Source organism: Delftia sp. S65 (assembly GCF_016516495.1).
GTDB classification, from domain to species: Bacteria; Pseudomonadota; Gammaproteobacteria; order Burkholderiales; family Burkholderiaceae_C; genus Comamonas; species Comamonas acidovorans.
Window position 1 is genome coordinate 97,379 of sequence record NZ_JACVUR010000009.1, and the last position, 14,362, is coordinate 111,740.

Consider the following 14,362-nt stretch of genomic DNA (forward strand, 5'->3'; position numbering starts at 1 on the left):
GCCCCCTGCAGCCGCCGGCCGGGCATGGCCCTGTTTCTGCCCCGGACCGGCATTCCCCTGAAATCCCCTCGCGCTCAGCGGCAATGGGCCGTGCGCGCCCGCCGCAGCGGCCTGACCGGCTGATGAACGGTCAGGCCTGACCTGCGCGCGGGCAAGGAGTCCGTGTATGTCTTTCCCTTCGTCCTTTCCGTCGAGGACGGCTTCCCACGCACCATGGAGCGCCTGGCCCGGGCCGCGTGCCCTGCTGGTGATGGCCGTGCTGACCGCTTGCGGCGCCGTGCAGGCGGGCGAGCCTGCCGATGCGGCTGCGCCATCTGCAGCCGCTGTTACCGAGTCCACACCGGCCGGCCCGCCGCTGGACCTGCAGCAGGCCCTGGCCCTGGCGCTGGACGGCAACCCCGGCCTGCGTGCGGCCCGCCGTGCGCTGGAGGCCAGCGATGGCGCCGTGCTGCAAAGCCGTGCCCGGCCCAACCCCGAGCTGGCCTGGTCGCAGGAGGACACGCGCCGCAGCACCCGCACGCTGACCGTGCAACTGAACCAGACCCTGGAAGTGGGCGGCAAGCGCGAGGCCCGCATGCGCGTGGCCGAGCGCGGACGCGACCTGGCGCAGGCCGAGCTGGCGGGGGCCGAGGCTGCGCTGCGCGCCGACGTGGGCACGGCCTTCTTCGGCGTGCTGGCTGCGCAGCAGCGCGTGGTCCTGGCCGGGCAGACGCTGGAGATCGCCAGCAGCGCGCGCGAGGCCGCAGCCCGCCGCGTGGCCGCCGGCAAGGTGGCGCCGCTGGAGGAAACCCGGGCCCGCGTGGCCGAATCCGGCGCCCGCCTGGAGCAGGCCCAGGCCCGCTCGGGCCTGCGCGTGGCGCGCGGCCAGCTGCAGGCGCTGTGGGGCGAGCGAGTGCGCCCCTTCGGCCAGGCCGAGGGCGCGGTGGACGCCCTGCCCCAGCTGCCTGAGCTGGCAGCCCTGCAGCAGCGCATCGAACAGGCTCCCGCCGTGCTGCGTGCGCGCCAGGCGCTGGAGCAAAGCCGCGCCACGGCCGACCTGGAGCGTGCGCGGCGCCTGCCCGATCCCACCGTCAGCCTGGGCGTCAAGCGCGCCACCGAGGTCGGGCGCAACCAGCTCGTGGTCGGCGTCTCCGTGCCCCTGCCCGTGCTCGACAGCAACCGGGGCAACCAGCTGCAGGCCCTGCGCCTGGCCGACCAGGCCGAGGAGCAGTTGCTGGCCACGCGCGTCCAGCTGCAGGCCCAGCTGTTCGAGGCGCGCGAGCTGCTGCAGGCCAGCCGCGAGCAGGCGCGCCAGCTGGCCGAGGAGGTTCTGCCCACGGCGCGCACGGCCTACGAGCTGGCCTCGCGCGGGTTTGCGCTGGGCAAGTTCGGCTACCTCGACGTGCTGGACGCACAACGCACCTGGTCCGAGGCGCGCAGCCAGTACCTGGACCAGCTGCTGGCCACCCACCGCGCCGCCGCCGACATCGACCGCCTGCTGGGCACCGAATCCGGCCTCTGATTCCGATAGCAACCTGATTGCATCCAGACCATGAACACCAAGCCCTCCTCCTCCCCCCTCGGACCGCGCCGCACCCTTGTGGCCATTGCCGTCATCCTGGCCCTGGGCGCGCTGGCCGCCACGCTGATCCTGCGCAGCGGCACGCCGGGCGCTGCCAAGGCCGACAGCCATGGCCACGGGCACAGCGAGGCCGCAGGCCATGCCGATGGCGAGCACCACGGCGCAGCCGCAGCCGCAGCCGATGGCCACAAGCACGATGAAGGCCATGCCGACGATGAACACCATGAAGACTCCAAGGCGGAAAAAGCCGAGGCCAAGCCTGCCGCCCAACCTGCCGCCAAACCGGCTGCAGAAGCCGGCCATGGCGACGACGAAGGCCTGATCGCCATGGACGCCCAGCGCATGCAGGTGGCCGGCGTGCGCCTGGCCGAGGCCGGTCCGGCCACCGTACGCTCCGTGCTGCAGCTGCCCGGGGAGATCCGCTTCAACGAAGACCGCACGGCCCACGTCGTGCCGCGCGTGGCCGGCATTGCCGAGAGCGTTCCCGCCAACCTGGGCCAGAACGTGAAGAAGGGCCAGTTGCTGGCCGTGCTCAGCAGCGCCGCCGTGTCCGAGCAGCGCAGCGAACTGCTGGCCGCCAGCAAGCGCCTGGAGTTGGCCCGCACCACCTACGCACGTGAAAAGCAGCTGTGGGAGGAAAAGGTCTCGGCCGAGCAGGACTACCTGCAGGCGCGCCAGGCGCTGCGCGAGGCCGAGATCGCCGTCTCCAACGCCCAGCAGAAGCTGGCCGCCACGGGCGCCGGTGCCGGCGGTGGTGCGGGCGGGCTCAACCGCTTCGAGCTGCGCGCGCCGTTTGACGGCGTGATCGTGGAAAAGCACCTGTCCGTGGGCGAGGCCGTGCAGGACACCACCCAGGTCTTCACCATCTCCGACCTGCGCAGCGTCTGGGCCGAGATGCGCGTGGCCGCGCCCGACCTGCCCGCCGTGCGCGTGGGCGAGAAGGCCACGGTGCGCGCCACGGCCTTCGACTCCTCGGCCACGGGCGAGGTGGCCTATGTGGGCGCACTGATCGGCCAGGACACGCGCACGGCCCCCGCACGCATCACCCTGCCCAACCCTGACGGCGTGTGGCGCCCGGGCCTGTTCGTGAACGTGGAGCTGACGGCATCGTCCCGGCAGGCGCCGCTGGCCGTGGCCACGCAGGCACTGCAGAAGATGGAGCAGCAGACCGTGGTCTTCGTGCCCGTGCAGGGGGGCTTTCGCGCCCAGCCGGTGCGCGTGGGCCGCGCCGACGGCAAGACCACCGAGGTGCTGGAAGGCCTGAAACCCGGCCAATCCTACGTGGCCGAGGGCAGCTTCATGCTCAAGGCCGAGCTGGGCAAGGCCACGGCCGAGCACTCCCATTGATGCGGGCATGAACGGAGAACTCCATGTTTGAACGCATCATCCGATTCGCCATAGAGCAGCGCTGGCTGGTCCTGCTGGCCGTGCTGGCCATGGCGGGCCTGGGCATCTATAACTACCAGCGCCTGCCGATCGACGCCGTGCCCGACATCACCAATGTCCAGGTGCAGATCAACACCCAGGCCAGCGGCTACTCGCCGCTGGAGACCGAGCAGCGCGTCACCTATCCCATAGAGACGGTGATGGCCGGCCTGCCCCACCTGGAGCAGACGCGCTCGCTGTCGCGCTACGGCCTGTCCCAGGTCACCGTGGTGTTCAAGGACGGCACGGACATCTACTTTGCGCGGCAGCTGGTGGGCGAGCGCATACAGCAGGCGCGCGACAGCCTGCCTGCCGGCATCACGCCCACGCTGGGCCCCATCTCCACGGGCCTGGGCGAGATCTACCTGTGGACCGTGGAGGCCGAGGACGATGCGAAAAAGCCCGACGGCACGCCCTACACGCCCATGGACCTGCGCGAGATCCAGGACTGGGTCATCAAGCCGCAGCTGCGCAACGTGCCCGGCGTCACCGAGATCAACTCCATCGGCGGCTACGCCAAGGAGTACCTGGTGGCGCCCGCACCCGAGAAGCTGGCGGCCTACGGCTTCACGCTGGCCGACATCGTCACTGCCCTGCAGCGCAACAACAGCAACGTGGGTGCGGGCTATATCGAGCGCCAGGGCGAGCAGTACCTGATCCGCGCGCCGGGCCAGGTCGGCGGCATCGCCGACATCCGCGAGGTCATCGTGGGCTCGGCCCAGGGCCAGCCCATCCGCATCCGCGACCTGGCCGAGGTGGGGCTGGGCCAGGAGCTGCGCACGGGCGCGGCCACCGACAACGGCCGCGAGGTGGTGCTGGGCACGGTGTTCATGCTGATCGGCGAGAACAGCCGCACCGTCTCGCGCGCCGTGGACCAGCGCATGGCCGAGATCAACCGGGGCCTGCCCCCGGGCGTCAAGGCCATCACCGTCTACGACCGCACCAACCTGGTGGACAAGGCCATCGCCACGGTCAAGAAGAACCTGGTGGAGGGCGCGGCCCTGGTGGTGGTCATCCTCTTCCTGTTCCTGGGCAACCTGCGCGCGGCGCTGATCACGGCGTTGATCATCCCGCTGTCCATGCTGTTCACCTTCACGGGCATGGTGCACTACAAGGTCAGCGCCAACCTCATGAGCCTGGGGGCGCTGGACTTCGGCATCATCATCGACGGCGCCGTGGTCATCGTGGAGAACTGCGTGCGCCGCCTGGCGCATGCGCAGGAGGCGCGAGGACGGTCGCTGACGCGCAGCGAACGCTTCCATGAAGTCTTCGCCGCCGCGAAGGAAGCGCGCCGCCCGCTGCTGTTCGGCCAGCTCATCATCATGGTGGTCTACCTGCCCATCTTCGCGCTCACGGGCGTGGAGGGGAAGATGTTCCATCCCATGGCGCTGACGGTGGTCATCGCGCTGGCCGGCGCCATGCTGCTGTCCATCACCTTCATCCCGGCGGCGATTGCGCTGTTCATGGGCGACAAGGTGGCCGAGAAGGAAAACCGCCTCATGGGCTGGGCGCGCCGCGGCTATGCGCCCGTGCTGGCGCGCGTCATGGCCGCGCCCGCCGTGGTGCTCACGGCCGCCGCCGTGGCCGTGGCGCTGAGCCTGCTGCTGGCCACGCGCCTGGGCAGCGAGTTCGCGCCCAACCTCAACGAGGGGGACTTCGCCATCCAGGCGCTGCGCATCCCCGGCACCAGCCTTACGCAGTCGCTGGAAATGCAGATGCAGATCGAGAAGGCGCTCAAGAAGGAGTTCCCCGAGATCGACCGCGTGTTCGCGCGCACCGGCACGGCCGAGATCGCCTCCGACCCCATGCCGCCCAACATCTCGGACGGCTACATCATGCTCAAACCGCGCAGCGAGTGGCCCGACCCGGCGCGCCCGCGCGATGAGCTGCTGGCCGCCGTGCAGGCGTCGGTGGACCGCATCCCGGGCAACAACTACGAGTTCTCCCAGCCGATCCAGCTGCGCTTCAACGAGCTGATCTCGGGCGTGCGCAGCGACGTGGCCGTGAAGATCTTCGGCGACGACATGGCCGTGCTGGAGAAAAGCGCCCAGACCGTGGCCGGCATGCTGCAGCAGATTTCGGGCGCCTCCGAGGTCAAGGTCGAGCAGACCACGGGCCTGCCCATGCTCACCGTGCAGATCGACCGCGAAAAGGCCTCGCGCTACGGCCTGAACATGGGCGATGTGCAGGACGCCATCAGCACCGCCATGGGCGGCACCGAGGCCGGCACGGTATTCCAGGGCGATCGGCGCTTCGACATCCAGGTGCGCCTGCCGGACGCCGTGCGCAACGACCTGCAGGCCCTGAGCCGCCTGCCCATCGCCCTGCCGCGCGGGGCGGACGGGCGCATCGGCTTCGTGCCGCTGTCGGCCGTGGCCACGTTCGAGACCGCGCCCGGCCCCAACCAGGTCAGCCGCGAAGACGGCAAGCGACGCATCGTGGTCAGCGCCAATGTGCGCGGGCGCGACATGGGCTCCTTCGTGGGCGAGGCACAGCAAAAGCTGCAAGGCCTGTCGCTGCCGCCCGGCTACTGGACGCGCTGGGGCGGCACCTTCGAGAACCTGGAGTCGGCCACGCGCCGCCTGCAGATCGTCGTGCCCGTGGCCTTGCTGATGGTCTTCGTGCTGCTGTTCGCCATGTTCGGCAATGTGCGCGACGGGCTGGTGGTCTTCACGGGCATTCCGTTCGCGCTCACGGGCGGCATCCTGGCGCTGTGGCTGCGCGACATACCGCTGTCCATCTCGGCGGCGGTGGGCTTCATCGCGCTGTCGGGCGTGGCCGTGCTCAACGGCCTGGTCATGATCTCCTGGATCAGAACGTTGCGCGAACAGGGCGCCAGCGTGCCCGACGCCGTGACCGAGGGCGCGCTCACCCGGCTGCGCCCCGTGCTGATGACGGCCCTTGTCGCCTCGCTGGGCTTCGTTCCCATGGCCATTGCCACGGGCACGGGCGCCGAGGTGCAGCGGCCGCTGGCCACGGTGGTGATCGGCGGCATCCTGTCGTCCACGCTGCTGACCTTGCTGGTGCTGCCGCTGCTGTACCGTCTGGTGCACCGCAACGACCCGTCGGAAGCGGACGCCGCAGGCGCAGTGCCCACGGCATCGGCACCAGCCGCGTAGCACGCCACCCACGCCCCCATGCCGCCTGGCAGGCCCTGTGGCCGCCAGGCGGCGCGGGGCTTTTTTCCATGCCCGACCGCCTCGGCACCAGGGGCTGGCACGCTGGCCAAACATCTTTTCCAGTCAATGTGAACGTCGCGCATCAGGCATGGAGCGGCGGCAGGCTCCTGCCTAGAATTTGTCCCACAACAGCAAGGACAACGGGAGGGAGACAAGGCCATGAACAGCCCCGCCAGCGGACAGCACGGCCGTGCCCGCATCGCCGTGGAGAGCCGGTCCATCGACTGCATTCCCGACGGCGAGCGCCACGCGCGGCTCGCCGACCAGGGGCCGTTCTGGTTCCTGGGCAACTTCCACTTCTTCACGCTTTCCATCGGCTTCGTCGGCCCGTCGCTGGGGCTTTCGGCGCCCTGGAGCGCCCTGGCCGGGACGCTGGGCATCATGTTCGGCACGCTGTTCATGGCGCTGCACGGCGCGCAGGGGCCGCAGCTGGGGCTGCCGCAGATGATCCAGTCGCGCGCGCAGTTCGGCTTTCGCGGAGTCACCCTGCCGCTGTGCGCCACGCTGCTGGTGTTCACGGGGTTCAACGTCGTCAACGTCTCGCTCATCATGCAGGGCATGCAGGCCGTGTTCGGCCTGTCGCCAGCGCCCACGGCCTGCGTGGCCGTGGCGGTAGGCGCCTTGCTGGCGGTCTGCGGCCACGATGTGATGCACAAGGCATTCCGCTGCGCGCTGATGCTGGCACTGCCGCTGTATGCGCTGGCCACGCTGGCGTTGCTGGCAGGCGTGGGCGAGCCCGCCTTGCACGTTCGGCCGGAGCCATTGCCAGAATTCGCATGGAGCGCCTTTGCCGCGCAGTTCACCATCGCGGCCAGCTACAACATCTCCTATGCGCCCTATGTGTCCGACTATTCGCGCTACCTGCCGCGCCATACCGAGCCCCGGCGCCTGATCGCGGCCATCTTCCTGGGCGCCTCGCTGTCCGGCGCCTGGATGATCGGGCTGGGCGCGTGGATGGCGCAGCGGCTGCAGGCCGGCGACGCGCTGGCGGCGCTGGGACGGATCGGCACCGGCCTGTTCCCGGGCGCGGACCGGCTGCTGCCTGCCCTGGCCGTCGTGGCCTTCGTGCCCATCATCGCCCTCAACACCTACAGCGCGGCGCTGACCGTGCTCACGGCGGCGGATTCGCTGGGCGGCCTGCGCCCCACACGCAGCGCACGCAGCGCACGCAGCGCACGCGGTGCACGCGAAGCACTCGGCACACTCGGTGCACGCATCGGCGCCATCGCCGCCATCAGCGCCACCATCCTCGCGTGCGTGCTGTCCATCCAGGGCAGCGGCGTGGCATTGCTGCACTCCTTCCTGGCGCTGCTGCTGTACTTCCTGGTGCCGTGGACGGCGGTCAACCTCGTGGACTACTTCCTGGTGCGCAAGGGCCGCTACGCCATCGCCGATTTCTTCACGCCACAGGGCATCTACGGCGCCTGGGGCTGGCGCGGCATCTGCGCCTATCTGGGCGGCTTTGCGGCCATGGTGCCGTTCATGCACATCCACGACGCCACCGATGGCCACGCGGTCTTCATCGGCTGGGCTGCGCAGCGGCTGGGCGGCATGGACTTCGCCTGGCTGCCGGGCATTCTCGTAGCCGGCGGCCTTTACTGGGTGCTGGCCCGCAACCTGGATCTGCAGGCCGAGGAGGCCGCCAGTTGCCAGCCGCGGCAGGACAGCCACCCTTTGCATCTCAAGGAGCGCACACCATGACGGAGCACCGCATCCGCATCATCCAGCCCCGTCTGCGCGACGGCGACATTGCCGGCAACCTGGCGATGACGCTGAAGACGATCAGGGCCAGCGCGGGGCAGGCCGACCTGCTGGTCTTTCCCGAAACCTGCATCAGCGGATTTCCCCGGCCGGACAACGTGGCGCAGCTCGCCGAGCCGCTGGACGGCCCCTCGGCCACCGCGCTGCGCGAGGCCGCGCGGCAAGCCGGCGTGGCCGTCGCCATCGGCCTGGCCGAAGCAGACCGGGGCCGCCACTTCAACGCAGGCCTGCTGATCGATGCCGACGGGCAGGTGCTGCTGCACTACCGCAAGACCATGCTCTACGACTCGGACCACGGGGTCTTCGAGGCCGGGGATCGCCAGCCCGTCTGCACATGGCGCGGCCTGCGAGTGGGACTGCTGATCTGCTTCGACATCGAGTTTCCGGTACCGGCCCGCGCCCTGGGCGTGCAGGGCGTGGACCTGATCGTGCTGATGGACGGGATGATGCACCCCCACGGCCACATCCATCGCCACGCCGTGCCCGTGCGCGCCATGGACAACCAGTGCTACATCGCCATGGCCAACCGCGCCGGTCCCGGCGACAGCTACGCCTTCTGCGGCGAAAGCCAGTTCGCCGATCCCTTCGGCCAGACGCTGGCGCGCATCGCGGGCGATGCCGAGGGCCTGCTGGACGTGCGCCTGGACCCTCTGGCGCCCGGCCGAGCGCGTGCGCAGTACCGGGGCTGACGAGCGCCGAGGCGCTGCAGTGTCTCGGTCATCGCGGTCATCTGTGTCGGTTGTATGACAGCAATGTCACCATCCTGTGGGGCTGGTGTGGGCACGTGATTTCTACATTGGAGTCCTCTCCTCGGCGTTCCGCATCGCGGGGCGTGGGGAGAACGAATTACCAACGTGCCTGAAAGGAATCACATCATGTCGCAACGCCGCTTCACCCCCGCCACCCTCATCGCCGGCCTGGCTGCATCGGCAGCGCTGCTGCTGCCCGGCATGGCATCGGCGGCCGGATACATCCACCCGGCCAACAACGAGGCGGGCGCCGTCGTCCACCCCGAGCATTTCAAGAGCAGCAAGACACGCGCCCAGGTGACGGCCGACGCCGAGGCAGCCGTGCGCCAGGGCGGCACTTCGCGCTTCAATGCCAGCGTCTATCCGGCTCCCGCACCGCAGACCGGCGCGGGCAAGACACGCCAGGAAGTGATCAATGAACTGATCAACGAAACGCCCGCCCAGCGCGATGCACGCCAGCGCGCCATGGGTGGCTGATGCGCGGGCGGGGCCCGTGCCCCGCAGGTGCCGGATCAATGCAAACCCGACGCGCCGCCTGGCTACGAGCCTGCGGCGCGTTCTGCTTCCTCGGCATCATGGGCGCGCGCAATGGCCAGGATCACGTCGCGTGCCAGCCGGCGCTTGGGCACGGGAAGGCGCAGGTAGATCTTGAACAGCTCGTTGTCCTCGTAGCCCAGGCCTGCGGACCAGGCGCTCTTGGGCTCGCGCACCTCGCGAACCTGCTGCGGCGAGCGCAGGAACTCCTCCAGCGGCACCTGCAGCCAGTCAGCCAGCGCAGCGAGTTTCTTGGCGTTGGGCATGGTCTTGCCGACCAGCCAAAGGCGCACGCCGTGCTGGGACATGGGCTTGCCCCAGAAACGGGAATTGAACTCGTGCTCCAGCACGGCAGGCCTGGCTTCATAGCCCTGGGCCTGCATTGAATCACGTAATTTTTGAGCAAACCGCTGCTTTGCATCCTGCATGCGCGAACGCTATGGGATTGGTCTGATTGAGATGTGAGTATTGATAAAAATCACATCTCTTTTTGATTGATAGTTAATATCAACCATCGATCTGGAAATCACATGCACGGGGGAGCAAATGCGTTGGCAACGAGTGTGGCTGCTGCCCTCGAGCCTTGTACTGGTGCTGGGCGGTTGCGGCGGTGACGACGGTGATGTCCTGGCGGTCCGGGCCGCATCCTGGGGCGGTGCATCGGGGGTTTCGATAGGCCAGGTGCTCCAGGAGAGGAACGCATGCGCGCGCAGTGCATGGCGCAGCGTGGGCGATGGAAGCGGCGGGCGCATCGTCGAGTACACCTGCGAGAGATCAGGCACGCATGGATACCTGCAGCTGCGTCTGCGCCAGGATGCCGAGCAGCTGCAGCAAGCGGCCGATGGCGAGCAGGCGCGGTTCGAGGCCCGGCTGCGCGGCGGCTGGCGCGAATTGCTGATGCTGGAGCGCCAGCGCCAGGAGATGCTGGGCCGCCATCGGCTTGAGGCGCAGAAGGACGCGGAACGCATGCGCCTGCACCGGGAAGACCTGCGCATGCTGGAGGAAATGACAGACTGCCGCAGCTTCCGTCCGCAAGGGCTGGGCGCCGAAGCAGCTCCGCAGCGGCTGGTGCTGGCCGCCGACGCGTGCGTGCGTTCCGGGCGCCCCGCCGAGCCGGTCTACGCACGCGAACGCAAGCAGACGCTGGAGCGCATGCGCGCAGCCCTGCCGCGCTACGACGAGGCACGGCTGGGGCGCGAGGCGGCTCTGCGGGCACTGGAGCGCACGCTAGAGCAGCAGGAGGCGGCGCTGCGCAGACTGGAGGAGGACCGGCCCGAGACAGGGGAGCGCATCCGCAGATCCCTGGCCGAGCGGCTGGAGGCAATGCGCCTGCGGCTGAACCAGGTCGGCCGTGTGCGCGAACTCACGCGCTGGGGCGTGGCCGGTGCGCGCGTGGCCTACCTGGACACCGCCTTGGCGATGGAATGCGGCATGCGCACCCTGTCCCATGCCGTACTACTGGAGGCCATGATCGAAGACCTCGCGGAGGACCTGGCCGTGCCCCGGCAGGAAGCTGCGCTGGCCCGCGCGCTCGATGGGCTGTGGCTGCGCTGCCTGCAGCAGCCGTGACCAGCGGGTTGCATGCCTCTCGTTGCACAGTGCTCGTTGCACGGAGCCGGTTGCACCGCGCCCGTTGCACGTCGCCTCAGAATCTCGGCAGGTCCGGGTGTGAGATCTGGCCGCCGCGCACCAGCATCTTTCCGTACTCGGCGCAGCGGTTGAGCGTGGGAATCACCTTGCCGGGGTTGAGCAGGGCCTGCGGGTCGAAGGCGGCCTTGAGCGCGAACATCTGGTCGTTCTCGGCCGTGGTGAACTGGGTGCACATGGAGTTGAGCTTTTCCACACCCACGCCATGCTCGCCCGTGACCGTGCCGCCCATGGCCACGCTGGTCTCCAGGATGTCGGCGCCGAACAGCTCGCAGCGGTGCAGCTCGTCGGGGTCGTTGGCATCGAACAGGATCAGCGGGTGCAGGTTGCCGTCGCCCGCGTGGAAGACGTTGGCGCAGCGCAGGCCGTATTTCTTTTCCATCTCCTGGATGGCCAGCAGGATGTCGGCCAGACGCTTGCGCGGGATGGTGGAGTCCATGCACATGTAGTCGGGGCTGATGCGCCCGCTGGCGGGAAAGGCGTTCTTGCGCCCGCTCCAGAAGCGCAGGCGCTCGGCCTCGCTCTCGCTGACGGTGATGGCCGTGGCCCCGGCGCCGCGCAGCACTTCGCTCATGTGGGCGATCTCTTCCTCGACTTCCTCGGGCGTGCCGTCGCTCTCGCACAGCAGGATGGCCTCGGCCGTGAGGTCGTAGCCGGCCTTGACGAAGTCCTCGACGGCGGCCGTCATGGGCTTGTCCATCATCTCCAGCCCGGCCGGGATGATACCGGCCGCGATCACGGCGGCCACGGCGTCGCCGGCCTTGCGCACGTCGTCGAAGCTGGCCATGATGCAGCGCGCCAGCTGGGGCTTGGGGATCAGGCGCACGGTGACTTCGGTGGTCACGGCCAGCATGCCCTCGCTGCCGACCAGGATGGCCAGCAGGTCGAAGCCCGGCGTGTCCAGTGCCGTGGAGCCGAACTCCACCGGCTCGCCCTCCACGGTGAAGCCGCGCACCTTGAGCACGTTGTGCACGGTCAGCCCGTACTTGAGGCAGTGCACGCCGCCCGAGTTCTCGGCCACGTTGCCGCCGATGGTGCAGGCGATCTGGCTGCTGGGATCGGGCGCGTAGTACAGGCCGAAGGGCGCGGCGGCCTCGCTGATGGCCAGGTTGCGCACGCCGCACTGCACCACGGCCGTGCGGCTGGCCGCATCGACCTGCAGGATCTTGTTGAACTTGGCCAGCGACAGCGTCACGCCCATGGGATGGGGCAAGGCACCGCCCGACAGCCCGGTGCCCGCGCCGCGTGCGATCACGGGCACCTGGATGGCGTGGCAGGCTCGCAGCACGGCCTGGACCTGGGCCTCGGTCTCGGGCAGGCAGACCACCAGCGGGCGCTGGCGGTAGGCCGTGAGGCCGTCGCATTCATAGGGCGTGGTGTCCTCGGCGTTCCACAGCAGGGCGTGGGCGGGCACATGGCGGGCCAGCGCGGCCACGACCTCGGCCTGGCGCCGTGCGCGTTCGGAGACTGTGGGCTGCTGGTGGGCCGCATCGGCGGCGGCCGACGCCATGGCGCCGGGAGCGAGGCTGGCTGGGGAGCTGGCGGAAGTCATGGAGCCTGACTTTAGGCGATGCCACCGTCTTTGTGCAGCGGGACTGCGCTGATGTTTATTGCAACGGTGCGTGAAATCCGTGAAATCCGTGAAATCAGTTATGGGCGCCTCAGCAGGCCATCGCCCTCTTCAACCATTCAGCAAAGGCCGCGCATTCCCAGCGGTCCATGGTGCCGGTGCGCCAGCACAGGTAGTGGGCATGAGGGCTGGCCGTGTCCACGTCGAACAGGCGCACCAGGGTGCCGTTGTCCAGCCAGGGCGCGCCCAGCTTGTGGCGCACCAGGGCGATGCCCATGCCGGCCGATGCCGCGTCGCACATCAGGCCGATGTCGTTGAACTGCGAGCCCTCGTGCGGCTCGGGCCAGTCCAGGCCGGTGGCGCCGAACCAGGTGCGCCAGGGCTCCAGCGGGCTGCGCAGCAGGGGCATGCCTTCCAGGTCCTGGGGCTGCTCGAAGGGGCCGTGCTCGCGGATAAAGGCTGGCGAGGCCAGCGGCGTGACCACGTCGCGCGCCAGCTCGATGTGCTCCACATCGGCATAGTGGCCGGGGCCGAAGCGCACCATCAGGTCGGCATCCTCGGCCACCACGTCCAGCAGCGGGATGGAGACCTGCAGGGCGATGTCGATCTCGGGATAGGTTTCCGTGAACTGGCGCAGGCGCGGGATCAGGATCACGCGCGCAAAGGTGGGCGTGACGGCGAGCTTGAGCCTGCGGCGGCCCGGTGCCGTCACCTCGCCCGGAAAGCGCTGCAGCGCGCCCAGGCCCTCGCGCACGTGGGACAGGTAGGCGCTGCCTTCGGTGGTGAGCGAAAAGTCCGAGCGGCCGAACAGCCGCGTGCCCAGGATCTGCTCCAGCTGGCGCACGCGGTGGCTGACGGCGCTGGGCGTGACGCACAGCTCCTCGGCCGTCTGCGTCACGCTGCGCAGCCGCGCCAGCGCCTCGAAAGTGAGCAGGCACTGTATGGGCGGAATGCGGCGGGCGCCGCTGCCGGGCGGGGCAAAGCCGCTGCCGGCGGCAAGGGTCACGTTCGCCATGGGCGGCCGGGAGCCGGCTTCAGCGGAAGACCACGGTCTTGTGGCCGTTGAGGATGACGCGGTGCTCGCTGTGCCACTTGACGGCGCGGGCCAGCACCTGGCTCTCGGTGTCGCGGCCACGGGCCGTGAGGTCCTCCACGGTGTCGGTGTGGTCGGCGCGGGCCACGTCCTGCTCGATGATCGGGCCTTCGTCCAGGTCGGCCGTCACATAGTGGGCCGTGGCGCCGATCAGCTTCACGCCGCGGTCATGGGCCTGGTAGTAGGGCTTGGCGCCCTTGAAGCTGGGCAGGAAGCTGTGGTGGATATTGATCGCGCGGCCTGCCAGCTTGGTGCACAGGTCGTTGGACAGCACCTGCATGTAGCGTGCCAGCACCACGAGCTCGGCGCCTTCGGCCTCGATGATCTCGAACTGCTTTGCCTCGGCCTGGGCCTTGGTGGCAGCCGTGACGGGGATGTGGTGGAAGGGGATGTTGTAGCTGGCCGCCAGCTGGTAGAACTCGCGGTGGTTGCTGATGATGGCGCGGATGTCCACCGGCAGCAGGCCGCTCTTCCAGCGAAACAGCAGGTCGTTGAGGCAGTGGCCTTCCTTGCTGACCATGAGCACGGTCTTCATGGCTTCGGCCTTGGTGTGCAGGCGCCACTTCATCTGGTACTGGCCGCCCAGGTCGGCCAGGGCCGCCCTCAGAGCCGCGGGATCGCAGCCGTTGCAGGCAAATTGCACGCGCATGAAGAACAGTCCGGTGGCCGGGTCGTTATACTGCGCGGCCTCTTCGATGTTGCCGCCTTGCTCGAGCAGAAAGCCCGAGACGGCATGTACCAGACCGAGCCGGTCGGGGCACGAAAGGGTAAGAATATAGGCTTGGGTCATAGCGGCGCAATTGTCGCAGCATGGACACGACCCTGCGCAAGTCACACGTTCTG

At 69.1% G+C, this 14,362-nt stretch carries 11 protein-coding genes; 7 read left to right on the forward strand and 4 right to left on the reverse strand.

Features of this window, described 5'->3' with window-relative positions; translation table 11 throughout:
* Positions 1–166: 166 nt before the first annotated feature.
* The 6 genes from IAE24_RS10680 (at position 167) to IAE24_RS10705 (ending at position 9,152) form a co-directional block, all read left to right on the forward strand.
* Positions 167–1,501, forward strand: coding sequence for a TolC family protein (locus IAE24_RS10680; protein WP_198820077.1), 1,335 nt, complete (start codon positions 167–169; stop codon positions 1,499–1,501).
* Positions 1,502–1,531: 30 nt separating this feature from the next.
* Positions 1,532–2,908 carry an efflux RND transporter periplasmic adaptor subunit gene (locus IAE24_RS10685; RefSeq protein WP_199960526.1) on the forward strand — a complete coding sequence of 459 codons (1,377 nt, stop codon included), beginning with the start codon at positions 1,532–1,534 and terminating at the stop codon, positions 2,906–2,908.
* A gap of 23 nt (positions 2,909–2,931) precedes the next feature.
* Entirely contained in the window at positions 2,932–6,105 is a 3,174-nt protein-coding gene (locus IAE24_RS10690; protein ID WP_199960527.1) for an efflux RND transporter permease subunit, read from the forward strand.
* Between the two features lie 219 nt (positions 6,106–6,324).
* Complete coding sequence (locus IAE24_RS10695; RefSeq protein ID WP_199960528.1) at positions 6,325–7,866, forward strand: purine-cytosine permease family protein; 1,542 nt, start codon at positions 6,325–6,327, stop codon at positions 7,864–7,866.
* Positions 7,863–8,615: a carbon-nitrogen hydrolase family protein gene (locus IAE24_RS10700; protein ID WP_199960529.1), complete on the forward strand. Its 753-nt coding sequence runs from the start codon at positions 7,863–7,865 to the stop codon at positions 8,613–8,615. Before IAE24_RS10695 ends, IAE24_RS10700 begins: the two co-directional genes overlap by 4 nt.
* A 186-nt stretch (positions 8,616–8,801) precedes the next feature.
* Positions 8,802–9,152 carry a DUF4148 domain-containing protein gene (locus IAE24_RS10705; RefSeq protein WP_043820380.1) on the forward strand — a complete coding sequence of 117 codons (351 nt, stop codon included), beginning with the start codon at positions 8,802–8,804 and terminating at the stop codon, positions 9,150–9,152.
* A gap of 62 nt (positions 9,153–9,214) precedes the next feature.
* On the opposite strand, the gene IAE24_RS10710 is transcribed toward IAE24_RS10705, so the two are convergent.
* Positions 9,215–9,637 carry a hypothetical protein gene (locus tag IAE24_RS10710; protein WP_013804415.1) on the reverse strand — a complete coding sequence of 141 codons (423 nt, stop codon included), beginning with the start codon at positions 9,635–9,637 and terminating at the stop codon, positions 9,215–9,217.
* Between the two features lie 118 nt (positions 9,638–9,755).
* Between IAE24_RS10710 and IAE24_RS10715 the strand changes: the two genes are divergently transcribed.
* Entirely contained in the window at positions 9,756–10,778 is a 1,023-nt protein-coding gene (locus IAE24_RS10715) for a hypothetical protein (protein WP_199960530.1), read from the forward strand.
* A gap of 76 nt (positions 10,779–10,854) precedes the next feature.
* Here the strand turns inward: IAE24_RS10715 and IAE24_RS10720 are convergent, their stop codons facing one another.
* The 3 genes from IAE24_RS10720 to purU all read right to left on the reverse strand — a co-directional run bounded on the left by IAE24_RS10720 (position 10,855) and on the right by purU (position 14,309).
* Positions 10,855–12,366 (reverse strand): FAD-linked oxidase C-terminal domain-containing protein, encoded by a 1,512-nt coding sequence (locus IAE24_RS10720; protein ID WP_013804417.1) that lies wholly within the window; start codon positions 12,364–12,366, stop codon positions 10,855–10,857.
* A 151-nt stretch (positions 12,367–12,517) separates the two neighbouring features.
* Complete coding sequence (locus tag IAE24_RS10725) at positions 12,518–13,441, reverse strand: LysR substrate-binding domain-containing protein (protein ID WP_012203013.1); 924 nt, start codon at positions 13,439–13,441, stop codon at positions 12,518–12,520.
* Positions 13,442–13,460: 19 nt separating this feature from the next.
* Positions 13,461–14,309, reverse strand: a complete 849-nt coding sequence (purU, locus tag IAE24_RS10730) for a formyltetrahydrofolate deformylase (protein ID WP_013804418.1) — start codon at positions 14,307–14,309, stop codon at positions 13,461–13,463.
* Between the last annotated feature and the right edge of the window lie 53 nt (positions 14,310–14,362).

Bases quoted from the DNA above. Each gene is read 5' to 3' on its own strand.
- IAE24_RS10715 (WP_199960530.1), top strand. From the start codon at position 9,756: ATGCGTTGGCAACGAGTGTGGCTGCTGCCCTCGAGCCTTGTACTGGTG.
- IAE24_RS10705 (WP_043820380.1), top strand. From the start codon at position 8,802: ATGTCGCAACGCCGCTTCACCCCCGCCACCCTCATCGCCGGCCTGGCT.
- IAE24_RS10700 (WP_199960529.1), top strand. From the start codon at position 7,863: ATGACGGAGCACCGCATCCGCATCATCCAGCCCCGTCTGCGCGACGGC.
- IAE24_RS10710 (WP_013804415.1), bottom strand. From the start codon at position 9,637: ATGCAGGATGCAAAGCAGCGGTTTGCTCAAAAATTACGTGATTCAATG.
- IAE24_RS10725 (WP_012203013.1), bottom strand. From the start codon at position 13,441: ATGGCGAACGTGACCCTTGCCGCCGGCAGCGGCTTTGCCCCGCCCGGC.
- IAE24_RS10680 (WP_198820077.1), top strand. From the start codon at position 167: ATGTCTTTCCCTTCGTCCTTTCCGTCGAGGACGGCTTCCCACGCACCA.
- IAE24_RS10720 (WP_013804417.1), bottom strand. From the start codon at position 12,366: ATGGCGTCGGCCGCCGCCGATGCGGCCCACCAGCAGCCCACAGTCTCC.
- IAE24_RS10690 (WP_199960527.1), top strand. From the start codon at position 2,932: ATGTTTGAACGCATCATCCGATTCGCCATAGAGCAGCGCTGGCTGGTC.
- IAE24_RS10685 (WP_199960526.1), top strand. From the start codon at position 1,532: ATGAACACCAAGCCCTCCTCCTCCCCCCTCGGACCGCGCCGCACCCTT.
- purU (WP_013804418.1), bottom strand. From the start codon at position 14,309: ATGACCCAAGCCTATATTCTTACCCTTTCGTGCCCCGACCGGCTCGGT.
- IAE24_RS10695 (WP_199960528.1), top strand. From the start codon at position 6,325: ATGAACAGCCCCGCCAGCGGACAGCACGGCCGTGCCCGCATCGCCGTG.